Source organism: Candidatus Cardinium hertigii (assembly GCF_050864915.1).
GTDB lineage: Bacteria > Bacteroidota > Bacteroidia > Cytophagales > Amoebophilaceae > Cardinium > Cardinium hertigii_D.
In genome coordinates this window covers 17,942-42,191 of sequence record NZ_JBOZWY010000003.1, presented here as the reverse complement: position 1 = coordinate 42,191, position 24,250 = coordinate 17,942, and the positions used below count along the sequence as shown (strand labels likewise).

General features: G+C 36.5%; 21 protein-coding genes, 2 tRNA genes, 1 other RNA gene and 2 pseudogenes. 18 read left to right on the top strand and 8 right to left on the bottom strand.

Annotation, left to right across the window (positions count from 1 at the left end):
* Window positions 1-165 precede the first annotated feature (165 nt).
* Together ACRRVD_RS02625 and ACRRVD_RS02620 are read left to right on the top strand one after the other, a co-directional pair.
* A complete protein-coding gene (locus ACRRVD_RS02625; RefSeq protein ID WP_432461601.1) occupies window positions 166-1,443 on the top strand; it encodes an ankyrin repeat domain-containing protein in 1,278 nt (425 codons plus the stop codon).
* Between the two features lie 60 nt (window positions 1,444-1,503).
* A pseudogene (locus tag ACRRVD_RS02620) lies at window positions 1,504-1,578 on the top strand (hypothetical protein); the annotation flags it as partial.
* A 33-nt stretch (window positions 1,579-1,611) separates the two neighbouring features.
* Here ACRRVD_RS02620 and secA read toward each other — a convergent pair.
* On the bottom strand, window positions 1,612-4,782 hold the full coding sequence (secA, locus tag ACRRVD_RS02615) for a preprotein translocase subunit SecA (protein ID WP_432461600.1): 3,171 nt from the start codon (window positions 4,780-4,782) through the stop codon (window positions 1,612-1,614).
* Here secA and ACRRVD_RS02610 point away from each other — a divergent pair.
* Window positions 4,781-4,933: a hypothetical protein gene (locus ACRRVD_RS02610; RefSeq protein ID WP_432461599.1), complete on the top strand. Its 153-nt coding sequence runs from the start codon at window positions 4,781-4,783 to the stop codon at window positions 4,931-4,933. The genes secA and ACRRVD_RS02610 overlap by 2 nt on opposite strands.
* A 2-nt stretch (window positions 4,934-4,935) precedes the next feature.
* Here the strand turns inward: ACRRVD_RS02610 and ACRRVD_RS02605 are convergent.
* Window positions 4,936-5,008 (bottom strand) — tRNA-Phe (locus ACRRVD_RS02605).
* 507 nt (window positions 5,009-5,515) lie between these two features.
* Between ACRRVD_RS02605 and pssA the strand changes: the two genes are divergently transcribed.
* The 5 genes from pssA (at window position 5,516) to ACRRVD_RS02580 (ending at window position 12,921) form a co-directional block, all read left to right on the top strand.
* On the top strand, window positions 5,516-6,202 hold the full coding sequence (gene pssA / locus ACRRVD_RS02600; RefSeq protein ID WP_432461598.1) for a CDP-diacylglycerol--serine O-phosphatidyltransferase: 687 nt from the start codon (window positions 5,516-5,518) through the stop codon (window positions 6,200-6,202).
* Window positions 6,203-6,231: 29 nt separating this feature from the next.
* Window positions 6,232-7,224: a tryptophan--tRNA ligase gene (trpS, locus tag ACRRVD_RS02595; RefSeq protein WP_432461597.1), complete on the top strand. Its 993-nt coding sequence runs from the start codon at window positions 6,232-6,234 to the stop codon at window positions 7,222-7,224.
* Window positions 7,225-7,509: 285 nt separating this feature from the next.
* Window positions 7,510-8,490, top strand: a complete 981-nt coding sequence (locus ACRRVD_RS02590) for a zinc dependent phospholipase C family protein (protein ID WP_432461596.1) — start codon at window positions 7,510-7,512, stop codon at window positions 8,488-8,490.
* A gap of 876 nt (window positions 8,491-9,366) precedes the next feature.
* Window positions 9,367-10,176 (top strand): glycogen/starch synthase, encoded by an 810-nt coding sequence (locus tag ACRRVD_RS02585; RefSeq protein WP_432461595.1) that lies wholly within the window; start codon window positions 9,367-9,369, stop codon window positions 10,174-10,176.
* Window positions 10,177-10,260: 84 nt separating this feature from the next.
* Window positions 10,261-12,921, top strand: coding sequence for a UvrD-helicase domain-containing protein (locus tag ACRRVD_RS02580; RefSeq protein WP_432461594.1), 2,661 nt, complete (start codon window positions 10,261-10,263; stop codon window positions 12,919-12,921).
* A 240-nt stretch (window positions 12,922-13,161) separates the two neighbouring features.
* On the opposite strand, the gene ACRRVD_RS02575 is transcribed toward ACRRVD_RS02580, so the two are convergent.
* Window positions 13,162-13,611, bottom strand: coding sequence for a hypothetical protein (locus tag ACRRVD_RS02575; protein ID WP_432461593.1), 450 nt, complete (start codon window positions 13,609-13,611; stop codon window positions 13,162-13,164).
* Between the two features lie 304 nt (window positions 13,612-13,915).
* Between ACRRVD_RS02575 and ACRRVD_RS02570 the strand changes: the two genes are divergently transcribed.
* Together ACRRVD_RS02570 and ACRRVD_RS02565 are read left to right on the top strand one after the other, a co-directional pair.
* Window positions 13,916-15,235 carry a D-alanine--D-alanine ligase family protein gene (locus ACRRVD_RS02570; protein ID WP_432461592.1) on the top strand — a complete coding sequence of 440 codons (1,320 nt, stop codon included), beginning with the start codon at window positions 13,916-13,918 and terminating at the stop codon, window positions 15,233-15,235.
* Window positions 15,236-15,291: 56 nt separating this feature from the next.
* The gene (locus tag ACRRVD_RS02565; protein ID WP_432461591.1) at window positions 15,292-15,966 is read left to right on the top strand and encodes a PASTA domain-containing protein; all 675 of its coding nucleotides are present in this window, start codon (window positions 15,292-15,294) and stop codon (window positions 15,964-15,966) included.
* A 156-nt stretch (window positions 15,967-16,122) separates the two neighbouring features.
* Here the strand turns inward: ACRRVD_RS02565 and ACRRVD_RS02560 are convergent.
* From ACRRVD_RS02560 to ACRRVD_RS02545, 4 genes and pseudogenes are all read right to left on the bottom strand, one after another.
* Window positions 16,123-16,357, bottom strand: a pseudogene (locus ACRRVD_RS02560) (DDE-type integrase/transposase/recombinase); the annotation flags it as partial.
* Between the two features lie 4 nt (window positions 16,358-16,361).
* Window positions 16,362-17,015, bottom strand: a complete 654-nt coding sequence (locus ACRRVD_RS02555) for a 4'-phosphopantetheinyl transferase family protein (RefSeq protein WP_432461590.1) — start codon at window positions 17,013-17,015, stop codon at window positions 16,362-16,364.
* A gap of 79 nt (window positions 17,016-17,094) precedes the next feature.
* Window positions 17,095-17,247, bottom strand: coding sequence for a hypothetical protein (locus ACRRVD_RS02550; RefSeq protein ID WP_432461589.1), 153 nt, complete (start codon window positions 17,245-17,247; stop codon window positions 17,095-17,097).
* A gap of 43 nt (window positions 17,248-17,290) precedes the next feature.
* A tRNA-Val gene (locus ACRRVD_RS02545) sits at window positions 17,291-17,364 on the bottom strand.
* Between the two features lie 188 nt (window positions 17,365-17,552).
* On the opposite strand from ACRRVD_RS02545, the gene ssrA reads away from it, so the two are divergent.
* From ssrA to ACRRVD_RS02530, 3 genes are all read left to right on the top strand, one after another.
* Window positions 17,553-17,991, top strand: a transfer-messenger RNA (tmRNA) gene (ssrA, locus tag ACRRVD_RS02540).
* Between the two features lie 201 nt (window positions 17,992-18,192).
* A complete protein-coding gene (locus ACRRVD_RS02535; protein WP_432461588.1) occupies window positions 18,193-19,038 on the top strand; it encodes a hypothetical protein in 846 nt (281 codons plus the stop codon).
* 18 nt (window positions 19,039-19,056) lie between these two features.
* Entirely contained in the window at window positions 19,057-19,611 is a 555-nt protein-coding gene (locus tag ACRRVD_RS02530) for a ribosome maturation factor RimM (protein ID WP_432461587.1), read from the top strand.
* Window positions 19,612-19,840: 229 nt separating this feature from the next.
* On the opposite strand, the gene ACRRVD_RS02525 is transcribed toward ACRRVD_RS02530, so the two are convergent.
* Window positions 19,841-21,076: a hypothetical protein gene (locus ACRRVD_RS02525; protein WP_432461586.1), complete on the bottom strand. Its 1,236-nt coding sequence runs from the start codon at window positions 21,074-21,076 to the stop codon at window positions 19,841-19,843.
* Window positions 21,077-21,560: 484 nt separating this feature from the next.
* On the opposite strand from ACRRVD_RS02525, the gene rplC reads away from it, so the two are divergent.
* From rplC to rpsS, 5 genes are read left to right on the top strand one after another with little or no spacing between them, the layout of a single operon-like run.
* Window positions 21,561-22,193 (top strand): 50S ribosomal protein L3, encoded by a 633-nt coding sequence (gene rplC / locus ACRRVD_RS02520; protein WP_432461585.1) that lies wholly within the window; start codon window positions 21,561-21,563, stop codon window positions 22,191-22,193.
* A gap of 1 nt (window position 22,194) precedes the next feature.
* Window positions 22,195-22,824, top strand: a complete 630-nt coding sequence (rplD, locus tag ACRRVD_RS02515) for a 50S ribosomal protein L4 (protein WP_432461584.1) — start codon at window positions 22,195-22,197, stop codon at window positions 22,822-22,824.
* 3 nt (window positions 22,825-22,827) lie between these two features.
* Window positions 22,828-23,115: a 50S ribosomal protein L23 gene (gene rplW, locus ACRRVD_RS02510; protein WP_432461583.1), complete on the top strand. Its 288-nt coding sequence runs from the start codon at window positions 22,828-22,830 to the stop codon at window positions 23,113-23,115.
* 41 nt (window positions 23,116-23,156) lie between these two features.
* The gene (rplB, locus tag ACRRVD_RS02505; RefSeq protein WP_432461581.1) at window positions 23,157-23,984 is read left to right on the top strand and encodes a 50S ribosomal protein L2; all 828 of its coding nucleotides are present in this window, start codon (window positions 23,157-23,159) and stop codon (window positions 23,982-23,984) included.
* The gene (rpsS, locus tag ACRRVD_RS02500; protein ID WP_432461580.1) at window positions 23,984-24,250 is read left to right on the top strand and encodes a 30S ribosomal protein S19; all 267 of its coding nucleotides are present in this window, start codon (window positions 23,984-23,986) and stop codon (window positions 24,248-24,250) included. Before rplB ends, rpsS begins: the two co-directional genes overlap by 1 nt.

Below are 24,250 nucleotides of genomic sequence, written 5' to 3'. Positions count from 1 at the left end.
TACTTCGTTCTATATTACAGTTAATCATTATTAAAGTTGCCTTTTGTCTTATTGTTTTTAATTAAGCTAAGCAGAGGGAATAGTAGGGCTAGATAACGGTTTATTCTATTCAAAGCATTCTGCTTGCTGTTTATAATATGTTTTTAATATTTAAATATCATTGCTATGAAAAAGATAAACCGTAGTCTAGGTCTATGTATTGGACTGTTAAGCTTAAGCACTTTCTCTGCTTGTGTACAGACCAAGCAAACCATGCATCGTCCTACTTTAGGTGACGTACACAGGTACATTAATACGTATCCAAAGAAATGTGCTTATGGAGCAGTGGCACTTGCACTTTTTGGTGCTGGTTTAGTGGGATATAATCTTGCTGGTACCGACACGTTACCACCATCCAATGCTACTGCGTTAAATGGTACTAACTTTACGACTATAGGTCCAGATGTACGAACCACAATGCTGCCACTCGTCATAACTGAATGGAGTAACAGCAGTGCCACTGCAGCATCAACCAGTCCATCAACACTAGAACCATCTAGTACAACCGAGTGGAATAGCGATACTATAAATAGAAAAGGGCCGTATGGGAGGACATTCCTAATGGAGAAGTCGAAAAGTGGCGATATAGCAAATGTGCAACAGTTGATAAATGAAGGGGCGGATCTAAATGCAAAAGATGACTATGGCAACACAGCCTTAATGTATGCAATAAAAGAAAATAGAAAAGAGGTCGTTGAAGTGTTGTTAAAAAACCATCCAAATGTAGATATACAAAATCAAGAAGGAAATACTGCTTTGATCTGTGCAATAAAAGATCATCGCATACATATGTACAAATTGTTATTGGATAACCATCCAGATGTAAATATAAAGAATTTTGATAAAGAATCTGCTTTAGTCTCAGCAATATCAAATGATGAGATGAATGCTTTCAAGTTATTACTAGACAAAGGGGTAGATATAAATATAAAAGATAAATGGGGATCTCCTCCTTTGATGTATGCAGTAGGACATAATCAAATGGATATGACCAAAATATTACTAAATAAGGGGGCAGATGTAAATGCAAAAAGTGACGCAGGAACGACTGTTTTAATGCACGCAATATACTCCAATGTAAACGACATTTTACAATTCCTGCTAGATAAAGGAGCAGATCCGAATGCAAAAGATAACGAAGGAAAGACTGCTTTGATGTATGCAGTAAAACATGGTAGAACACGTACCTTTAATGCTTTGCTAGAAAAAGGGGCAAATCTAAATGCACAAGATAACGAAGGGAAGACTGCTTTGATGCATGCAGCAATTTATAACAGCAAACAATTTGCCAAATTATTGATAGATAATAAAGCAGATCTAAATGTAACAGATAAAGCAGGAAATACTGCTTTGTACTATGCAAAAGAACATGGTGCGACAGAAATTGCCAAGTGGTTGGAATAACCAGCCTCTAATAGCAGGTTAAGTAGGTAACGTACGACGACTCATGTTAATACCAAAAAAGCCTATGCGCACAAAATTGTTCAATCAATTGCTACGAAAGGTAAAGCCACCATTGGGTGGTTTTACAGTTTTAAATTACGCTTGATTGGTCATAGCCTATTTTTATATCTATTCTTTTTTGCCCAATGGATCTTCCATAACGTTCTTCAATGGCAACTGTACATAAAGCGGCGCATGAAACAAGAAAGCAATAATTTCTTGACTTACCGTAGCCATAAATTTTCTAAATAAATGGTAAGCTTCAAACTTAAAGGTTATAATAGGGTCTTGCCGTTCATAAATAGCATTTTGTACCGATTGTTTTAAATCGTCCATGGTTCGCAAATGGCTTTTCCAATGTTGATCAATTACATGCAGCACAACCATGCATTCTAAATTTTTAACCAATTTTCCTCCACGAGAAGCCATAAAAGTAACAGGATCAACAGTGGCGTTAATATAAATTTTACCGTCAAAAAAAGGCGCTTCTAAGCTATGATTCCTGCCTACGGTGGACTGCTTAAAATAAGAAAACAATCCTTCTTGCAATGTGTTCATGCGTTCGTAATATAGCGCTGTCAACCGCTGATAAATATCCTCTATAATAGTTTCTTTTTTCTTACCTACGAAAAATGATGTTGAAAAAGCATCTAAAATGCCAAATACAGCGAAAAAAATAGGATTTAGCATACTTGCCTCTAGTTTACTATTTTCATGCTCTATAATATTGGTTACCGTATCGTAGAGCATATTCATAATATCCACTTCAACTCCTTCGCCTAATAAGGCATGGGTCCGTCTTTGGTAGACGGCATTGCGATGGGTACCCATTTCACGGTCATACTCTAACAAACGTTTGCGCATGGCAAAGTTATTCTGTTCTACTTTTTTTTGTGCCCTTTCGATAGACCTACTTACCATGCTATGCTGAATAACTTCTCCCTCTTTTAACCCAATTCTATCCATTATAGCTGCAATTCTATCAGAACCAAAGAGGCGCATTAAATTATCCTCTAAGGAAAGAAAAAATTGAGAAGAACCTGGATCGCCTTGTCGTCCAGAACGGCCACGCAACTGTCTATCTACACGCCTGGACTCATGACGTTCCGTACCAATAATAGCCAACCCACCGGCTGCTTTTGCAGGTTGGGTCAATTTAATATCGGTACCACGGCCTGCCATATTGGTGGCAATCGTAACGGTACCAGCCATACCGGCTTGCGCCACGATTTCTGCTTCTTTTTGATGATGTTTTGCATTTAAAATTTGATGGGAAATTTTGCGCAAAGCAAGCATTTTACTTACTGATTCAGATATTTCTACTGAAGTAGTACCCACTAAGACTGGTCTTCCTTGGGTAGATAAGGCGACAATTTCTTCAATGATCGCATTAAATTTTTCTCGTCTTGTTTTATAGATTTTATCTTCCCTGTCTTCCCGTAACAATGCCCTATGGGTTGGAATAGGTACTACCGCAAGACCATAAATATCCCAAAATTCTTCTGAATCTGTCTCAGCTGTACCTGTCATACCGGCTAGCTTATCATACATATGGAAGTAGCTTTGCAGGGTAATAGAGGCATAGGTCTGAGTAGGTTTTTCAATACGAACCTCCTCTTTCGCTTCTAAGGCTTGATGTAGACCATCTGAATATCTACGACCCTCTAACACCCGACCGGTTTGTTCATCTACAATTTTTACCTTCCCTTTGGCTACAATATAGGCCACATCTTTTTCAAATAAGGAATAGGCTTTTAACAATTGATGCAAGGCATGAATGCGTTGTGCTTTTACCTTATAGCTTTGCTGAAAATAAGAACGCTGCGCAATGCTTTCTTCGTGGGTTAAAGTAGTATCGTTCTTAATAGCTGCAATGTGCGCTGCTACGTCTGGTAATGTAAAAAAAGAAGGATTTTTTTCTTGCTCTGTTAAATACGCCAACCCTTTTTCAGTGATTTCAACATTGTTGTTTCTTTCATCAATGGAAAAGAAAAGAGGTTCGTCTGCTTGGGGCATCATCTTAGCATTTTCTTGTATGTAGTAAGACTCTATATTGTCTAAGATCTGACGCATGCCTTTTTCACTAAGGAATTTAATTAAAGGTTTATATCTAGGTAAGCCTCTGTAGGCACGAAAAAGGGCGAGTCCTCCTGCTTCTATATCGCCTTCTTTTATTTTTTGTTTGGCTTCTTGTAGAAACTTAATCACTAGTTGCTTTTGTAGTGTATACAATTGTGCAATCTTAGGCGCCAATTCTTTGTAAATGTGCTCGTCACTCTCTTCTACGGGACCTGAAACAATAAGCGGTGTTCTAGCATCATCAATAAGTACAGAATCAACTTCATCTACAATAGCAAAATAGTGTGCACGTTGGACCAAATCGCTAGCATCTGTTACCATATTATCCCTAAGGTAGTCAAAACCAAATTCATTATTGGTACCAAATATAATATCTGCCTGATAGGCACGTTGCCGTCCAGTGGAGCAGGCCATATAGTTATCTATACAATCCACTGTAAAACCATGAAATTCAAAAATAGGTGCCATCCATTTGGCATCTCTTTTCGCTAAGTAATCATTTACGGTAACTACATGGACGCCTTGATGACTTAATGCATTTAGGAATGCTGCCAAGGTTGTAATTAAGGTTTTACCTTCGCCTGTAGCCATTTCAGCTATTTTCCCTTGGTGTAAAACCATTCCGCCTATCAATTGGACATCGTAGTGTACCATTTCCCAAACAATCCTATGCCCACTTACCTTCCATTGATTGTGCCAAATGGCTTTATCGCCCTCTATGGTCACATAAGACTTAGTGGCCGCAATAGCTTGATCATGCGGATGCAGCGACACACTTAGCTGGTTATGATCCCTAAAACGGCGCGCGGTCTCTTTTACAATGGCAAAAACAGCTGGTAATACTTGATCTAAAATGATTCTCAATGCTGCTTTGTGTTGCTTTTTTAGCTGCTCCAACCGTTTATATTGGTCTATCCTTGTATTGGCTATAGCCAAAGCATCGCCCAATGGTTCATCTGCTGATTTATTGAGTTGTTCCATTTCAGACCTAATGGGCTGTAAATAGGCAGTTATCTCTTGACGGATCGCTGTAACTTTTTCCCGTAATGCATCATGGGAAAGGGACTGCAATAATGCGTAAATTTGATTGATTTCTTGTACTTTTTTCTTATAAAAACGGAGTTGTTTTTCTTTTTTTGAAGTAAAAATTCTGGTAAAAAGTTGATTGAGCATCTTTGTATGAGTGAGTACAAAACTAGGGATCATAAAAATTGCTGCCATGCTAAAGCAAAATGCCATCAAAGGTAAGCTAATACTTATTTTATGCACCATCTACATTATGCTAAGCAGACAAGTGGATCGAAAAACGGCTGTAGCTTACCAAAGCCAAGCAGGCTTAGAAATTAGTGCTAGGATTAAATGCAAGGCATAAAGTGGTGATGAGAGGACTCGAACCTCCGACCCACGGATTTTCAGTCCGATGCTCTACCGACTGAGCTACATCACCAAACTAGTTATTTTACAAAGGTAGCAAGTTACTTATTTTATCATGTTTACACAAGCGGATGGAACATAAAAAAGTGTACTAGACTCAAGAATTAGGACACGAAATATTAATTTTATCTCCTTGTATTTAATTTTTATCAGGTTAAACAAAGGGCTTCAAATGGGAAGCGATAAAATTAGCCATTTTAGTTGGTCAGAAAAGACTAAAATAGTGTTGGCTTTATTCATTAAGAAGATTTAACACTAAGCCAGTTAAGGTGCTTCTGTAGATAGAGATGCTGTACTAAAATATATGGAGCATCTAAAAAATATAGGCTAAAAAATGGGAAAAAATGCAAATAAAAATCCCAAAGAAAAAAATTAATCTTATTCAGGTAACAAAGCCATCCCGAATTCACATTTTTAATATAGATCATAAATTAATTATATTTAGATTTCAGTTGGTGCCATAATGAAATCAGTCTAATGAATAGACATTACGTGGAGCTTTATTTAAATGCATTCAGATATGAAAAAATATATTCCCAATTGCTTATCGCTTTTAAACCTAACCAGCGGTGCGATAGGTACCTTATTGGCGCTAAACGGCCATTTGATATATGCTGCTTACAGTATCTTTGTAGGCGCTTGTTTTGATTTTTTAGATGGTTTTGCTGCTAAAATACTACGTGCGCAATCCTCCTTTGGTAAGCAATTAGATACATTGGCAGATCTTATTACTTTTGGCATGCTGCCTGCAGCAATCTGCTATATGTTGATTAAAACTTATGAAACTTGTCCAAATCGTCCTTATTTTGCTTTGTTAATCATTATATTTTCTGCGCTTAGGCTAGCTAAGTTTACTATAGATCCCAGGCAAGTAGGTCAATTTATAGGGCTGCCTACACCCGCTAATGCCATGCTAATAGCTATATTGCCTATAATGCTAGAGCGTTCTGTTTATCCCTTTTTGGTAAATGCTTTAACCCACCCCATGGTATTGCCTTTATTAACAATACTACTTTCTTATCTACTGGTTTCCAATATTCCATTTATAGCTTTAAAATTTCAAGGATTTTCTTTTCAAGCGAATCGAGCGCGCTATTTGTTAATTGTCATATGTACAGTATTAATCGTTACAATGCATATTGAAGGACTTTTTTGTAGCCTTTGCTTGTATATATTACATGGCGTGTATAAGTCCAAAATTGGATAAAGCGCTCTTCCATTATCTGTACCCAAAGTATGAAACAAAAAATTTTAACCGGTGATAGACCAACTGGCAACCTCCACTTAGGTCATTATATAGGCTCCTTACAGAACAGAATCCAATTACAACATGCATACGACCAGTACATCTTAGTAGCAGATCTACAAGCTTTAACAGATCATTTTGATCATCCAGAAAAAATTACTAAAGATATTATTGAAGTTGTAAAGGATTACTTAAGTGTTGGCATTGATCCCAATCAAACAACTATTTTCATTCAATCGCGCATACCAGAAATTGCAGAATTAACCATCTATTACCTAAATCTTGTTACTTTGAGCAGATTAAGCAGAAACCCGACTGTAAAACATGAAATGCACCAAAAAGGATACCATGAAGTCATCCCGCTAGGGTTTCTCTGTTATCCGATTAGTCAAGCGGCAGACATTACGCTATTTCAAGCAGAATGGGTACCTGTTGGGGATGATCAGTTGCCTATGATTGAACAGACCAATGAAATTGTTAGACGCTTTAATAGAATCTATCGTACCAAAGTTTTAAAAGAATGTAAAGCGGTTCTAGGTAAAACATCTAGGTTAGTAGGTATAGATGGCAAATCCAAGTGCAGTAAATCATTGGGCAATGCCATTGCGCTCTCCGATCCACCAGAAATGATCAAACAAAAAGTCTTTCAAATGTATACGGATCCTGATCATATTAAAGCCAGTCATCCTGGTCGTGTAGAAGGCAATGTTGTATTTGCTTATTTGGATGCTTTTCATAGTGACCAAGAAGCTATTGCCTCCTTAAAAGCCCACTACAGGCGCGGAGGGCTAGGCGATGTAGCCATTAAAAATATCTTAAACGAGAGCTTACAACTTTTTTTGGCACCAATCAGAGAAAAAAGAAATTATTTAGATACTAAAATTGTAAAAGAAATACTACATCATGGTACTGCAAAAGCAGCTCAATTGGCAAAAAAAACCATGGGAATGGTACGAGAAGCGATGCGTATTAAATTTACTTAGTTATAGAAGTCAAGATTTTATCTTACATACAGTAAAAATATAGTAGACAGAAAAATAAGAATTTTATTTCCGTAGCAAATAATATTAATCTATTTTATTTAATAATCATTCAAACCACTTCTTACTGGGACCAAACAATTAGGTTATAGTATGCTACCCGTTTATTGGATTAACAATCTATGAGGTTAAATTAATAGTTTAATGATAATACAATTAAGATCGCGTTATTATAATCTCATAGCTTCTCCCATTTGATCGGTGTATTGAAATTTTCTTGTTTAGAAAATGAAAAAGCAATTTTTAGTACCTAGTCAAACCATCCATTGGTTTTGGATAACTTTTTTTCTTCCTTTAGAGGGTTGGTCTTGGGGTTTTTTTGCACATAAGCAGATTAATCGGTATGCTATTACTACGCTACCACCAGCTATGTTTGCTTTTTATAAAGCACATCTAATATTTTTAACCGAAAAGTCTATAAATCCGGATAAACGTAGATATGTGGTCAAAGGTGAAGCCGCAAAACACTTTATAGATATGGAGCATTATGAGGCCATTCTATTAGATCGAAAAAAGCTTTTATTGGAGCAAGCTGTCGAAAGGTATGGTGCTAAAGCGGTAGAGACACATGGTAAACTCCCTTGGGCTATACTCCATGTACACAAAGAACTAACAGAGGCTTTTAGGGATAAGGATGTCGCTAAAATTCTGAAAAAATCAGCAGATTTAGGCCACTATATTGCAGATGCACATGTTCCCTTACATACTACAGAAAACTATAATGGACAAATGACGGACCAAGAAGGGATTCATGCTTTATGGGAAACCCGGCTCCCTATTTTATTTTTCGATACCTATAATCTTTTTGTCGGGCAGGCGGTTTATATAAAAGATCCATTAAGCCATATTTGGCATATTGTATTAGCATCTCATGAATTGGTTGAACAGGTACTGAATCTAGAAAAGGAGCTTTCAGCAGAATATCCTATGGTAGCAAAATATAGTTTTGAACAAGATGGTCCGCTACTCAAAAAAGAATATTCAGTTGCATTTGCTACCATCTATCATCAAGCACTACAAGGACAGGTTGAAGCACGTTTGCAACAGTCCATTAAAGAGGTAGGTAACTTCTGGTTAACCGCTTGGATAAACGGAGGATCTCCAAATTTAAATGATTTTAATGCGGATCTACCCATTCAAGATACAGTAGACGAATCGTTACAAGAAAATAGTATTTTAGAAGGAATTAGAGAATGCGGAGCCGAATAAACCAGTTTACTGGACTTAATAAGCTTCTGTGGCGTTTGTTTCTTACGAAAATTATATGTATATTTTTTATGGCTGTCCTAACAATTTAAATTATCCCAGGAATTTTATTGCTTATAAATTTTTGAACAGATAACGAAAAAAGATATAGAATCAGGAGAAGGTCTATAGCAAATAAAAAATATATATACGCCACAGAACCTTAAACTTGAAAGTAGATTTTATATTATACGTTTAAAAACTGTTTTCAAATCTAGTCCTTTGATTGAAGGTAGGGCTGTTTTTGTTGATGGAATAGGACCCAAATTTATTTGGTTATCAGATTCTTCATATTTATGTGTTAAAACAAATTTGCTCTGTTTTGCTTTTATAAAGTGATCTAAGTATGGGGCTTTGTTTTGATTCAATCCTTTATTATTTTGATTGGTTATACTTGCATAGCTTTTTATTTTTTTTGCTATCCTTTTTTCCCATTAAAAAAGGTCTTTCTGTACCTTTGATCAAAGCATGAAACTACAAAAGATGCTATAGAAGCGTATGTTGCCGTGCTTTTTAATAAAATTTTTATGTTTTTTCCATTCCTTAGGTTTTAAGATTAAACTTATATACTAAAAAAATGATTTTCCCCCGTATATATACCTATTTGGTATAAATTTCCCCTTTCTATAAAAGTAATAAAATTAATATTCAATACATAATACCATTACCCGGTTCCCCATCGTATCAAAAATTACAAAAAAAATCTATAAAATTTACTTTTATAAAGAATTAAAATAAAAAATATTGAACATGAGTTGTTTAAAAAAAAAGAAAAAACATTATATTTAGAGCTAGTTTGCTAATATGCTTGTTCTAATCTGACCTTCAAAAGTATCTTCGATGATGTCTCTACAAAGGATACTATATGTAGCAAGTGAAATAGCTCCTTTTTTGGAAACTTCCCTTGTATCAAATTGTGTACGCAAGCTACCTGAAGCCATGCAAAGCAAACAGATAGACGTACGAATTGTAGTACCTAAATTTGGTATCATCAATGACCGCATGAATAGACTACATGAAGTGTTGCGTTTATCAGGTTCTATTGTATCAGTAAATGATGTAGATCACTCCATTTCTGTAAAAGTAAGCACGATACCTAATACGCGGTTACAGGTCTATTTTGTAGACAACAACAATCTATTTGGCAGTAGAAGATCGGTTTTTAAGGACCAAAATAATAATTTTTTTGAGGACAATGACTTGCGCATGATTTTTTTCTGTATGGGTGTAATGGAAACGCTTAAAAAATTAGAGTGGGAAGCAGATATTGTACATTGTCATGATTGGATAACGGCGCTTATACCTGTTTTTTGGAAAAAACTGTATCAAGACCATCCTCTTTTTACAAAAGCTAAGCTTATTTTTACGATTTATAATAATACTTTCTCGCACCATTTTCCCTTTTTGGCAGAAAGAATAGAAAAGATGGGTATTGCACGGGAAGATGCAGTATCATTGACCCTTGGTGGTTTTCGAAACATCATTCAGTTTGCTATGGAGTATTCTGATCTGGTATTGCGTGGTGAAACACTTGATGCAGTTGAATTTGAATATTTATTTAAAAAAAACGAATTGCCTTGGGTGCAAAATGATGATCAATATAACGAAGGATATTTTGCAGTATATAAAAGCCTACTGTTACCGGTCTAATTCAATCGAACCAGCGCCATCTTTTGAACAGATCAAATAAATATATGCAGATATATTCATGTAGTTATTTGTTAAATGAATGCTATGGCTGAATTGCATATTTATCGTGCTTCTGCAGGTGCTGGTAAAACCCATATATTGGTAACCCGTTATATTCAATGGGCTTTGTGTTATCCAGATGCTTTTAAGGATATTTTGGCGGTAACCTTTACCAATCGTGCTACCCAAGAGATGAAGCAACGCATTTTAGCCTATTTGTATAGCTTATCTATTGGAGAAGCAACCGTTTTACAAGAAACACTATGCCAGGAAGGATGGACCTCTGCTCAGCTGCAGGTGCGCAGCAAGGAGGTATTGTCGATGATGGTTTATCACTATGGTGATTGCGCGGTTACTACGATTGATCGTTTCTTCCATAGAATGATTCAGTCCTTTGCTAAAGTACTCGGTTTACAGCAGCATTTTTCGGTTGAAATGGATGAACGATTGGCTTTAAAAGAAACCGTAGAAGAGCTGTTTACCGTAGATGATCCATTCTTGCAACAATGGATGGTAGATTTTGCACTTACGAAACTATTGCTTGGTAAAAGCTGGAATATTAAAAGCAATATTCAGGAGCTAGGTACATCACTTTTTGATGAATCATTTAAGCTATATGAAAAGGCATTATTAAGCGCTTTTCAGCAACAAGAAGCATGGCCGCACTTTGTGTTGGCTACACAAACATCTGTCCATTCCTTTGAACAAAGCATGCAAAAAATTGGTCAAGCTGCCTTGACCATATTGCACGAAAAGGGCCTTGTACCGACAGACTTTACCTATGGTACCAAAGGGGTAATAGGTTATTTTTTAAAATTGGCTAGCAAGAAAGGGTTTACGCCAACCAAACGAGCTGTTATAGCAAAAGATCATCTAACCAGTTGGTACAGGGAAAAAAGCCATAATGCTTTTTCTATTGCTAGGGTAGTCGAGCAATTGCTCCATCCTTTACTTGTAAAGGCTATAGATTTGTATGAAAGAGAGGGTTTAGCCTATAGAACAGCGTTAGTAGCTGCCCGTTTTAGCTATGCTTTTGGTATGATAGGCGCATTGCTCATAGGGTTGGAACGCTATCGATCTAAAAACAATGTCTGTTTTATGTCAGATATTTCTGCCTTGCTTTACCAAGCCATTCAGGAAAGCGATGCTTCTTTCTCATACGAAAAAATAGGCCATTCATTTCATCATTTTCTGATAGATGAATTTCAAGATCTTTCTCTTTTTCAATGGATGAATATCAAACCATTGTTGCGTAATAGTCTGGTTCAAGGTTATAGTAGTCTATTGGTAGGAGATGTCAAGCAATCTATTTACCGTTGGCGTGGCAGCAATTGGAAACTTTTGAACCATCAAGTAGAAGCGGAGTTTAAGGAAAGTACCCTTCATTATTTAACCACCAATAGGCGCAGCCAAGAGGCTATTGTATTATTTAATAATTATTTCTTTAAAGTGGCTGCCAACCGGTTGGTTGATTACCTTGAAAGCAGCTCTAGTTTTCATCCTATTGATGCACTGTCCTATGAATGGGGCCAAATGAGACGAGCCTATGGCGATGTAGTCCAACAAACCAATGGGCAAAAAGGGGGCCATGTAGGATTGTACCTGTTTCCGTCTGACCAAATAGATACAGCAGGTCATCCCATTCATTGGAAAGTCCATGCGCAAAAAAACTGTATGGATCTGCTAGAACAGTTGCAAAAAGAAGAGATCCCAGCAAAAGATATTGTCCTATTGGTGCGCAATAATAGTGAAGCCGCTTTGCTAACCAATGACTGGCAAACCAGCCATACCACTGGTTGCTATGCGGTACGATCCGATCATGCCTATGCTTTATGGAGTCATATAGCGATAAAAGTGTTAATCCATTCATTATATTATCTTAATGATGAGGATGATCTAATAAATCAAGCAGCCTGGCTGCAGGCCTATTGCGATTGTATCCATCACGATCTGCCCATTGGAGATCATGATAAATTTTATCGGGTAGTAGATGCTGCAAGATCCATTAAAAATTTATTCCCCGAGCCATTTTGGGCACAAAAAGACTTTTTAAAAAATCTATCTGTCTATCCTTGTGTGGCGCTACTGATTGATTCTTTATTTAAAAATCCTTCTGATTTTGTAGATGTTTTATCTTTTTTTCAAAGTGTTGTTTTAAATTTCAGCCTTACAAAATCTGATTCTATAGCAGAATTTTTGGTTTGGTGGGAAAAAAGAGGACGTGCTATATCATTGCCTACAAGTCATCATGAAAATGTGATTAAAGTAATGACCATTCATCAATCCAAAGGGCTGGCATTTAAAGTAGTCATTATCCCTTTTTGTAATTGGAGTTTGGATCATCCACCGCAAAATGGACCCATTTTATGGTCTGTTGACCAAGTGCAATCTACTCATTTTCCTATATGGCCTATAAGTTATGGAGTAGATTTAAAAGAAACCCATTACGCCAAGGCCTACTATTTGGAACAGATGCAAATCCATCTAGATAACCTAAACCTACTGTATGTTGCTTTTACTAGAGCAGCAGAACGGCTCTATGTCATGGCCCCCCTTCCAGCGCAATCGGAAGCTATGGATAGTGTTGCTGATTTGATCTACCAATCATTGGTAAAGGAGGAAAGCAATCCACTGTTTGAAGACGAATTGCCGCTAGCTGTAGCAGTGCAAAAAGAGCCTGGAGTGACCAGGCTGTGCTTTGGGTAATAGGATGCTATCTGTTTAGCCATCTGTGCCTATTACTGAAACAGAAAGGCGCTGTGTAAAAATATTGGCTTACACGTAAAAAGAAAAACAGTTCATTAAAATTAAAAGGAGCAAAGAGATGACTTTTGTTTTTTTAACGGTAAGTGGCGTTCTTTCTGCAATTTTTACACAGCGCTTTATTGTTTGCTTGCTTTTTGATGAAGTAAAAAGTTAAGATATCAATGCCTTTAAGTTCTATTTCTAACTGAATTCTTCAATACCTCTTTTTATTTTTAATAGTCCCACTTTAAATAGTTTCTTGTTAAAGTTGGGGTTATCTACTTCATCTAATTTTTTATCTAATTCACCTTCAGTAAGCTCACCAGATATAAATTGTTTGTAACATTTTAGGATTTTTTTGTACGTAGTCCCTAAATAGCTAGCTAATTTTGATACTTTTGTCTCATTTTCAATAATTTTACCATACATAATTTTTATGGCGTCGTCGGCATCTTTTTCTTGTAAACCTAGTGAAGATGCTGCCGAATGTATTTGACTTTCGAATTCTTTTTCGGTTGCTTTTTGCTTCTGTTTGATTATTGCTTCCCTTGTTGGCTTCTTCTCCTTAGAACAAGATGCTGCGCCACTATTCAAAATAGCCATACCCCAAAGGGCAGAAAAAACGATAGATTTTATTTTATATTTGTTCATTATGTTAGGTATGATGAAAGTTTTGATTTAGAAGATCAAAAATAAGCTAAAATAGCCACTTTAAAAAATTTTATCTGTTGCAACATGATGCGTTTATTGGATAATCAGATAAGAGGTGATTTGCTTTAGAGATTTACCATTTTTCTATATATGGAACAAAATTTTTTAAAAATTCATCAACAGCGTAATATATTTTAACTAATTTTGATAGATTCATAATCGGCTCTTTAATCCAGAATTGACGTTATTAGATCAGTAAAGTGGAATAGATTGTTTTTGCCATCTAGCAGATGGAACGAAAAAGATGCATAAAAAAATAGGTGTACTAATGGGTGGGTTTACACCCGAACGGCATGTATCATTAGAAAGTGGGCGGAATATTTACAGTAAATTGGCCGCTTCTAACCAATACGAAGCGCTTCCGCTTTTTCTATCTGGCTCTACGAAAGCCTTTCGGATTTTTATACTACCTGCTGCGCTATTGTTAAAAGATAATGCAGATGATGTGCACGATGCGCTTTTACATCCAACTAGATTTAAAGCCGCAGAAGCATTATTAACCGTTATAAGACAAGAAGCCGCTTCCATTACTAAAAATTATGCAAAAGATGCTATTTTTACGGCACAAGAACTTACCTTTTCTGCTTTAAAAGAAAGAATAGATTTTGTCTTTATCGCTTTGCATGGCAGGCCTGGAGAAGATGGAACTCTACAAAAGATACTAGAAAAGTATGATATACCTTACAACGGATCTGGTATAGCTACTACCGCTTTAACGATCGATAAATATGCAACCAATCAATTTTTAGCTAAAAAAGGCTTTCAGGTTGCACAGCAGCTTGTGGTTACCCAAAAAGATTGGGATGATGATCAGGTTACTACCATCCATACTGTAGCCAATCTGTTTACGTATCCAATTATTGCCAAACCTGTAGATGATGGTTGCAGTGCGGGGGTCATGCGCATTGCCAATGGTGATATGTTGACTGCTTATGCATCTGCTACTTTTAGAGATAAACCACTAATGTCTAACAAAGTGATGCAAACCTTGGGATTACAGGTAACAGACTATATTCCGCAACAAAAACGATTTCTACTAGAAGCACTGATTGAAAAAGATCCAGAAGCATTGGCTTGTTTAGAAACTACAACAGGTTTACTAACCCATATAGATCATAATGGGAAAACCTTATATGAAGTATTTGAACCCTCAGAAACGGTAGCAGTAGATGCCATACTTTCATTAGAAGAAAAATTTTTAGCAGGGGAAGGCCATAATATTACCCCAGCACGCTTTGATGGTAATGCCAAAGTAGCTGCTATAATCAGCAAAAAGGTCAAGCACGAACTGGCAAATATAGCAGCGGTTTTAAATATACAAGGTTATGCCAGAATAGATGCTTTTGTAAAAATTTATCCCCATCAAAAAATAGAGGTATGGATTATTGAAATCAATGCACTGCCTGCTATGACACCAGCTACCTGTATTTTTCACCAATGTGCTTTAAACGGTTATACACCATTTGATTTTATACATGCCATTATCCAATATGGATGGACCAAAAGAAATTTTGCTGTTTCTACAGAAACGCTAAGCTTAGATACATGCATAAAAAAAAGCTAATAAAGATATTACGACATCTTATTTACATATTTTGCTTGTTTATCAGTATGTTATATATGTTTTTCTATATAGCATTACCTTATATTACCCGTCAAGGTAAATTGGTTCAAGTACCCGATCTAACGGGTATGCCTTTAGAAGCATTGGATGGAGCACTCAGCAAATATGATTTGCGTTACATTATAACAGACAACAGCAGTTACGCAGCAGAACTACCGCCTTTTACTGTTTTGCAACAATTTCCAGCAGCAGGTGCTTGGGTAAAGACAAAACGAAAAATTTATTTAACTTTAAATGCAGAAAATCCTCCACTTGTATCTATGCCGCATCTTATTGAAGGTTCTATTAGGCAGGCTCAACTCCTCCTAAAGAACAAAGGACTAAAGTTAGGTAAGATCAAATATGTCCCTGACATTACAAAATATGCTGTTTTGGAACAATGGCATGATCAGCATCCTATACCTACTGGAAAATCTATTCATAAGGGATCGACTATTGACTTAGTCGTTGGCGCTGGATTAGGTGAACAAATTATTGAAGTACCAGATGTAATAGCGATGCCTTTAGAAGAAGCACATGTCACACTATTAGAGCGGGGCATGCGGATAGGTGTGGTGCATCATCTTAAAAAGAGTGACGCACCCATCGGTAGCGTGATACAACAAAACCCTATGCCAGCCACTAAGGTGCCGTTGGGGACTTCTATCAATCTATGGATTGTTCAACTTTAATGGATTTTTAATATTATAGGTGGACCGTAGTGGACTGATTTTTCAGACAAATTTTTAAGGAATTTTATTGGTTCTTTCGCGTCTGTGTTTGATTTTGTATAGTTTTCCCCCTTGTCTTAAAATTTGGCTATTATACGGGCATAAGTTTAGCGAAGTGCTAGATGTTTGTTTTTTAGTTCCGGTTATTTGTCCTTTTTGAATGATTTTAATTTTTAATAAACTTATGGTCTTGTTCAACTCTATTATTCAAGTATTTGTTTTGAAATATTTGAATCTTATGATCTTGATCCAGTTCTGTATTTAAAGCGTCAAGAGCAGCTTTATTACTACTGTTTTTGTCAACTACCACTTTAGGAGAAATATTATTACTTCTGATTGCCTTACTAAAATATGATTTACATCCTTAGCTCGTGCGCACAATATACCAAAACATGTCTTGGTAGTGCTCTGTCTACTATTTGCTGATAGTCCATTGTATACTTTTTTTGATGCAAACGCGCTATAATTTTCCCCTTGGCTGCTAATGGAAAGGGCTCTACAAAAATATCCTTAAAAGTAGCGATTCGTTGCTTATTGCAACATTTATACAATGCTTCTTTTGCAGACCAATAGATGGCCAATTTTTCTAAGGAACCATTGGCACTTTCGATTTCTTCTCCATTTAAATACTTTTTTTGTATCGTATGCAAGTTGGATTTTATCATTTCTATGTCAATCCCTATAGGGGAAGCGGTAGATAATCCTACTGCAGCTAAATAACGGGTATGGGTAAAACTAAGGTAAAAACTACTATTATCTAAAATAGGGCTACCTTGTTCATTTTTAGCAAGCCTTAAAATAGGTAAATTTAATTTTTCTAATAAGCAGCAAAGGGCTATTCTTACCGCTAAAGACTGCCGCATCCTATTTTTTGACGATAGATTGGCATTTTGAAAATCTGTTAAAAAATGAGGATGCAGTTGAAGGCGTAGTTTTTTTACGCTTTCTTCAATTTTCCAAATAAGACAAAAAGTATTAGAAGCAAGCAGGAAAAAATTATAAACAGCCATATGAAAGAAGCTATAGCTTAGAAAGTTGACCTGCTTTATACAAGAATTTTACGTGAATATATTATAAATCAAAAATAAATTAAACGCTGGTACGGTCAGCAAAACTTTTACGTATCGCTGCTACATCTAAACATTTAATAACGGGCACAAACATAAGACGCTTGATGGCAGCTTTGCGTTGTGCTGCTTTTATTTTATTTTTTCTTGCTTTACGTTGCAATCTAACAGGCATATGATCTAAATTTAAGTTTAATAGAAAAAACCCATAACCAGTGTGGGCCCTGTAGGATTCGAACCTACGGCCTTCTGTGTGTAAAACAGATGCTCTAACCAGCTGAGCTAAGAACCCAATCAAGAAAACAAATATAGTTATTTTTTTCAAAAAAGCGAGATCGTTCGGTTCCCTCGTATCTGTAGTTGATTTTGCATGCTCTTTCCATTGTTCTCTAAAAAGTAGATTTGGTTGGACCCATAAAAAGTATTAAATTTAAATCCTGTTAGCAGTGTTGCCCTATATCAGTAAAAGTAAAACGCATTGGGGCTGACAGGAATTGACGGGAAGATTAAATCCAATGTAAGCATGCGAGGTGTTGTAAGTATTACCTCTAGTATAAACTAGTATAAAACTTACACAATCCCTAAACGGCAACTTAGCTGTAATCAATTCCCGCCGTTGCAAATTTGTTGCGCTTCGAAAAGAAGAAGAGGACGACGAATTGCGTAAGGCTGCTTAATCGATAGATTAAGGGGAATTTGTCCCGCTGGTTTTTGTGTTATCGGATCAGCATAGGGGCATCGATGGATAGCACTAGTGTGGTCAGCTGCGTGATGGCCGCATAAATCATAACCGCGCATAAGCGTAACATTAGGTAGGTGGCTGACCTTGGTTGCGCCGACAATAAACAGTTGCTAAGCATGTAGAAAGCGTTGCGGTTTGCTTGTTCGGACGAGGGTTCGATTCCCTCCAGCTCCACTTAAATAAGATAGACTAAGGGAGCACTTTTTATGTATGTAAAGTTTAACGGCAGCAGCGTGGCCATCAGCGTGCAGCCTCTATTGAGGTAAATGAAAGAAAGACCCCATTTTTGCTTGTGATATGCTTAGGCAAGCTATTCCTTTTCAAGGCAAGCGATCCGTAATAGAGATATACCATATAATTTTTAAACCTTACATTAACATGGCAAAAAGCATTAAACATTTTTGTACCGTATTTTTAGTTTCTGTATCTACCATACTATGCACTGGATATATAGCATCCGTGCAAGCAACCCAAGAAGCAGTGGTGGAAAAGAGAGTTTTGCAAGATAAAATAGAATCAGGATGGAAATCGGAGGCAAACCATTACATGCGGTTTATACAAACTACATTAAAAAAAAATAAAAATGAGCAGTCGGATCTCTATAAAAAACTGCAAAAATTGTTAAATTTTTCCTTGAAAGAGCATAAAAAATATTTTTTTAAATTGCCGGTTGACCAACTTCAGCTTATTTTCCCTAAAATCAAAGATTTGCGAAGTCTATATGAAAAATTTGGTATGGGCCTCCTGGAGCTGATGGATCAAATATATCAGGGAAAGGTAAAAAAAGAGATAGAAGCAAAAAGTACAGCAGATGAGATATCTCAAAAAGAAGTGGTCGAGGAGATAAAGCTAGTGTTTCACGAAATAATTCAAATATTAGATGAAAAGGGAGAAACTAGTGATTCTATATTTTCGTGTAATGATCAAGAGTTGATGCATAACCGTGGTTTTTTTATGTTCCAAGAAATGCAAAAAACAGCCCTTGAGTGTTCGTTTATGCAGCAACAATCTTTTCTTCCCCAGCTAAAGGAGATACGAAGATTAATCCAGAAACTTGTAGAGGCGGATAAAGCGTTGATGGCAACCATCCCGGGTACCTTAAAAAAGAACCTTCATAAACTCGCAAAGAAAATAAGCCAAAGCGTACATGCAATGCTGTCTACCTGTACTGAGCCAGATCAAGCAGCGTACATAGCAGCGCATATGATGTTTTTCAACAAATAAGGCTAATGGCTGCTGGATATGTCCTTATACCCTATAGAACTCTTTTATGAAGCCATTCAAAAAGAAGAATATTTCCAAATTGGGACCTTTAAAAAGCCCATTGGAAAAGATGGCCGTTTAGTAGCCTACTTTGTTGCCCATAACCCAGCTGAACTGGCTAAACTACCCGCTCTTTTTGTAGCGATAGATGGCGAAAAAGTACCTTATACCATTAAAAATATTACCGTCACCGAGCGGAAAACGATTATACAATTGTCCCTTATCCAATCCAAAACGGAGGCCTATGCACTCCGCAATCTACCCCTATTTCTTCCCGTAGTGCTTCAACCGAAATGGCAGCAGGCTATGCTCCCTTATAGTTTGGTAGGGGCCGTAGTAGAAGATATCGCCTTAGGTTCGCTCGGCAGCATACAAGCCATCTATCGCATGCGGGATCAATATATGATGGGCGTTGACCATCCTAAAAAAGAGTTATTGATTCCCTATTCTGCACCATTTCTAATAAACGTTAATACAGCAGCAAAAAAAGTTACCGTAGCACTCCCAGAGGGTTACTTAGAGGCCATGCTATAACAAGCAATAATTGCTTTTATCTGTATCAGGTATCGGTCTGCTTAGGGTAGGGGGTAATATCGAGAGCTATATTAGATTTTTTCAGTAATTGAAGTCAGTAGGTAAAAATATAAGTTGACATTTTTACCTACTGATTTTCCTAAAGTAGATTGGGCAATAGATTCTAAACATAGCTTGGAATCTATTGCCTTAACTCTGATTATTGTTACTTTTCTTGTGAAGGGTCTGATTAAGTTTTACGTTGACATTCCCTAAAGTGTTCCTCTATGAGGGTCCGGCTTTCGGTTATAGCTTTGGTTTTATTATCATCTTCTTTTTTCCCTAATTTTGTTGAACCTGAATGATATATTGCACATAGTCTACGAAAAACCTGATTTAGCTGCTTAATTGACGAATTGTCATTAATTTTTCCCAAATCTGTAATCTCGTTCTCATTTAGCAAGTCGTTTAAGGTTTTATAAAATTTATTTATTTTTGCTTTGTCGTTATGTTTACAAGTACGACATTCACTAGAAGAATTACTAGAATTCTTGTTATTTTGCTTTGAATCTTTAAAGTTGTTTTTTTTGGAAGAAGAATTGCCAAAATTCTTATCAGAATTATCAAAGCGACTATTCTGTTTTTGTTTAATGGTGCACGTAAATACTATATTACCTGTATAATTACCAGAAGAGGTTGAAGAAATAGTTACCAAGATATAACCATAATAGAAATCTACTGAAACTTCAATATGGCTCGTATTTAACTCCGGATATTCTCCTTTTAAGATATTTTTAATTTCATACGCTGAAATCCTTTCAATTTGATTATCATTGTTAGTTATTTCTAGGTGGCTAATCTTAATGATATCAGTTAACTTTTGTTTTTGTTCTTTTTGTTTAGTGGTATAGGTAAGTAGTACATCACCTGTATAATTACCAGAAGCAGTTGAAGAAATGCATAGAGATCCGCTGCCATATGTATATAGGAAAACGTGAATGTGCTCTGTATTTAACGTAGGATATTTCTTTTTTAAAATATCTTTAATGTCTTCAGATGCAACGAAGCCATAACAACCCGCCTTAACCATTCCTAGATCCTTAATCGTAATGATATCACTTAACTTTTGTTTTTGTTTAGTGGTATAGGTAAGTAGTATACCACCTGTATAACTACCAGAAAAGGTTGAAGAAATCAATACTGTGCCATAATAAAGAGATGACTTAACTTCAATATCGTCCGTATTTAACGCAGGATATTTTCTTTTTAAGATATCTTTAATGCCTTCATGTGAAACTAAGCCATAACAATCCGTCTTAACCATTCCTAGGTCTCTAATAGTAATAATATCGCTTAAATTTTGTTTCTGCTTTTTAGCATTACCGATAGGATAGTTATTGCCGATAGAACCTTCAAGAAAGTCACATTTTTGTGCGGTAGTAGATACCGCTAATAGCAATAAAAAAAATATTTTTTTTATTTCCATAGTAGTTTCTAATTTGTAAGACGTTTATACCGCAAGTATAATACTATTTAGATAGTTATACAAACAGTGGGTATAGATAAATGAAGACAGCCTCGTAGTAAAATTATACATAATATAACAATTGCATAATAAGGCGTAGTCTCAGCAGGCCTCTTGCTTAGGGGCATTGGCAGTGGATGTTTTTTCCACTTCTAAAGTCACACTATGGCTATACTATTTATAGTTTGGCTACATCCAGTTAACGCCTATTTAGATTAGCTGTTAATATAGTAATTATTATCTACTCTTTTTTCTTTATCTGTTAATTTTTATATCTTTGGATCACGCGCATCTTAAGATGTAGTAGCGGTTTAAGGTAAACCATTTGATTTAGCTTAATTTTTGTTTAAATTTGTTCTTTCGCTATTATATCCTTCTCTGGTTTTTTTTGGCTGGTTTTAAAGCGATTAAAGCGATTAAGTGGATATGGTTAGTATTTAAGTTTATGATTGGAATCATAGGAAAAAAAATTGGAATGACCACTCTTTATGATGGTAAGGGTCATAAAAAAGCATGTACCATCATTCAAGGTGGCCCCTGTGTAGTGACACAGCTTAGAACAAAGTCTATAGATGGATATCAGGCTGTTCAGTTGTCTTATAGCGATAAAAAAGAAAAAAATACTACTAAGTCTCTTATAGGTCATTTTGCTAAAGCCTCTACTACACCTAAGCGCAAGCAAGTGGAGTTTAGATGTGATGATGATGCGGTATGGCAGCAAATTGCATTGGGTCAAGTAATTCGCATAGAAGATGTTTTTATCGAAGGTCAATTTATAGATGTAGTCGGTACCTCCAAGGGAAAAGGCTTTCAAGGTGTTGTAAAGCGCCATGGCTTTAGTGGCGTTGGTAGCCGTTCTCATGGTCAGCACAATCGAGAAAGGGCAGCTGGTTCTGTTGGGGCAGCTTCTTTTCCCTCCCGTGTATTCAAAGGAATGCGTATGGCTGGAAGAACAGGTGGCAACAGAGTGAAGGTGGCCAACCTTCAGGTGATAAAAGTTTTGCCAGAGAAAAATCTAATTGTACTCCATGGAGCAGTCCCTGGTGCAAATAATGGTTACGTAATTTTGGAGAAATAAAATGAACCTATCAGTATTAAAATATACAGGGGAAGAAGTAGGCCGTTCTGTTCAATTGCCAAAGGAAGTGTTTGGTGTTGAGCCTAATGATCATGCCATTTATTTGGATGTAAAGGCTATTTTGGCCGGTAGGCGTCAAGGTACCCACCAATCAAAGGAGCGCAATGCAGTAAGTGGTTCTAGAAGAAAAATTAAAAGACAAAAGGGCACTGGAGCGGCTAGGGCAGGTGATATTAAGTCTCCTTTGTTCAGAGGAGGGGGGCGTATTTTTGGTCCAAGGCCAAGAGATTATAGTTTTAAATTAAACCGTAAGGTAAAAAAAATAGCCAGAAAGTCTGCCTTCACCTATAAGGCTAAGGCAAACCATATCTCTATTTTAGAGTCCTTTTCTTTTGAAGCGCCAAAAACAAAAAATTATTTAGGTATGCTTCAAAATTTGTCTTTTCTAGATCAAAAAACATTATTGATTATACCTAGTGTAGATAAAAATATTGTACTATCTAGTAAGAATATAAAGCAAGCCAAAGTACTTTGTGTTGATCACGTCAATACCTATGATCTTTTGCATGCCAAAAAATTGTTAATTATGGAAACAGCTATAATGCCTATAGTAGAAAAGTTAACACAATAACAGATGAGTGTCCTAAAGAAGCCTTTGGTAACAGAAAAAATGTCAGCACTTAATAAGCGTGGCATATATGGTTTAATCGTAGATGATCGTGCCGATAAGCACCAAATACAAAAAGAAATTGAACGCTTTTATGGTGTTACCGTCCATAAAATTAATACTATGCGTTATGCAGGTAAACCAATAACGCGCCATACTAAGTCGTGTGTAATAAAAGGAAAACGGTCTTCCTATAAGAAAGTACTTGTAACACTTAAGGCAGGAGATGTCATAGATTTTTATGGCAATTTCTAGCCTTTTGCATTGAATTTTATAGCTGTTAGTTGAATCTAGTTATGCCATTAAAAAAACTTAACCCCACCACGCCTGGTCAGCGTTTTAGAATAGCGCCAGACTTCTCTACGGTTATTACTGCCGGTAAACCAGAGAAGTCACTCTTAGTAAAAACCAAACGTACAGCCGGTCGAAATAATCGTGGTAGGATTACCGTTCCCCATAGAGGCGGTGGACATAAGCGGCGTGCCCGTCTTATTGATTTTAAAAGGAAAAAAATAACTGTCCCTGCATTTGTCCATTCTATTCAGTATGATCCTATGCGTACTGCATACATAGCCCTACTCCATTATGTAGATGGTGAAAAAAGCTATATTATAGCACCAGAAGGACTTAAAGTAGGTGCTAAAGTTGTAGCAGGATCAAATGCACCAATAGAGCTAGGTAATGCTATGGAAATGAAAAATATTCCGTTGGGAACGATTATTCATAATATTGAACTAGCTCCTGGACGTGGTGCCGCATTGGCAAGAAGTGCAGGCGCATATGCACAGTTGCTTTCTAAAAGTGGTAAGTATGTGACTATTAAGTTGCCTTCTGGTGAAAGGCGATTGGTATTAGACCATTGTATGGCTACTATTGGAGCGGTTTCCAATAGCGAGCATGGTAATGTTACCATTGCCAAAGCAGGTAGAAGTCGCTGGATGGGTAAAAGACCTCGTGTGCGCGCCGTTGTAATGAACCCTGTAGATCATCCAATGGGTGGTGGTGAAGGAAAAGCTTCTGGGGGACATCCTAGATCTTTTAAGGGATTATATACAAAAGGTAAAAAAACACGCAATCGCAGTAAATATTCTACTAGACTGATCATTAGTAAAAAGAAAAAATAATGGGTAGATCTATAAAAAAGGGACCTTATGTGGCGCATCATCTACAATGTAAGATAGATATGCTCAATGCGTCCGGTAAAAAAACAGTGGTTAAAACCTGGTCTAGGCGGTCAACTATTACCCCGGATTTTGTAGGCCATACCCTTGCAGTACACAATGGTCATAAATTTATTCCTGTTTTTATTACAGAGTCAATGGTAAGCCATAAAGTTGGTGAATTTGCCTTAACAAGAACTTTTAAAGGACATACCTCTAAAAAAAGATAA

Bases quoted from the DNA above. Each gene is read 5' to 3' on its own strand.
- pssA (WP_432461598.1), top strand. From the start codon at position 5,516: ATGAAAAAATATATTCCCAATTGCTTATCGCTTTTAAACCTAACCAGC.
- rplC (WP_432461585.1), top strand. From the start codon at position 21,561: ATGATTGGAATCATAGGAAAAAAAATTGGAATGACCACTCTTTATGAT.
- ACRRVD_RS02570 (WP_432461592.1), top strand. From the start codon at position 13,916: ATGCATAAAAAAATAGGTGTACTAATGGGTGGGTTTACACCCGAACGG.
- ACRRVD_RS02525 (WP_432461586.1), bottom strand. From the start codon at position 21,076: ATGGAAATAAAAAAAATATTTTTTTTATTGCTATTAGCGGTATCTACT.
- rplD (WP_432461584.1), top strand. From the start codon at position 22,195: ATGAACCTATCAGTATTAAAATATACAGGGGAAGAAGTAGGCCGTTCT.
- ACRRVD_RS02625 (WP_432461601.1), top strand. From the start codon at position 166: ATGAAAAAGATAAACCGTAGTCTAGGTCTATGTATTGGACTGTTAAGC.
- rplB (WP_432461581.1), top strand. From the start codon at position 23,157: ATGCCATTAAAAAAACTTAACCCCACCACGCCTGGTCAGCGTTTTAGA.
- secA (WP_432461600.1), bottom strand. From the start codon at position 4,782: ATGGCAGCAATTTTTATGATCCCTAGTTTTGTACTCACTCATACAAAG.
- ACRRVD_RS02550 (WP_432461589.1), bottom strand. From the start codon at position 17,247: ATGCCTGTTAGATTGCAACGTAAAGCAAGAAAAAATAAAATAAAAGCA.
- rpsS (WP_432461580.1), top strand. From the start codon at position 23,984: ATGGGTAGATCTATAAAAAAGGGACCTTATGTGGCGCATCATCTACAA.
- ACRRVD_RS02555 (WP_432461590.1), bottom strand. From the start codon at position 17,015: ATGGCTGTTTATAATTTTTTCCTGCTTGCTTCTAATACTTTTTGTCTT.
- ACRRVD_RS02565 (WP_432461591.1), top strand. From the start codon at position 15,292: ATGTTTTTCTATATAGCATTACCTTATATTACCCGTCAAGGTAAATTG.
- ACRRVD_RS02535 (WP_432461588.1), top strand. From the start codon at position 18,193: ATGGCAAAAAGCATTAAACATTTTTGTACCGTATTTTTAGTTTCTGTA.
- ACRRVD_RS02580 (WP_432461594.1), top strand. From the start codon at position 10,261: ATGGCTGAATTGCATATTTATCGTGCTTCTGCAGGTGCTGGTAAAACC.
- ACRRVD_RS02610 (WP_432461599.1), top strand. From the start codon at position 4,781: ATGCTAAAGCAAAATGCCATCAAAGGTAAGCTAATACTTATTTTATGC.
- ACRRVD_RS02590 (WP_432461596.1), top strand. From the start codon at position 7,510: ATGAAAAAGCAATTTTTAGTACCTAGTCAAACCATCCATTGGTTTTGG.
- ACRRVD_RS02530 (WP_432461587.1), top strand. From the start codon at position 19,057: ATGTCCTTATACCCTATAGAACTCTTTTATGAAGCCATTCAAAAAGAA.
- trpS (WP_432461597.1), top strand. From the start codon at position 6,232: ATGAAACAAAAAATTTTAACCGGTGATAGACCAACTGGCAACCTCCAC.
- rplW (WP_432461583.1), top strand. From the start codon at position 22,828: ATGAGTGTCCTAAAGAAGCCTTTGGTAACAGAAAAAATGTCAGCACTT.
- ACRRVD_RS02575 (WP_432461593.1), bottom strand. From the start codon at position 13,611: ATGAACAAATATAAAATAAAATCTATCGTTTTTTCTGCCCTTTGGGGT.
- ACRRVD_RS02585 (WP_432461595.1), top strand. From the start codon at position 9,367: ATGATGTCTCTACAAAGGATACTATATGTAGCAAGTGAAATAGCTCCT.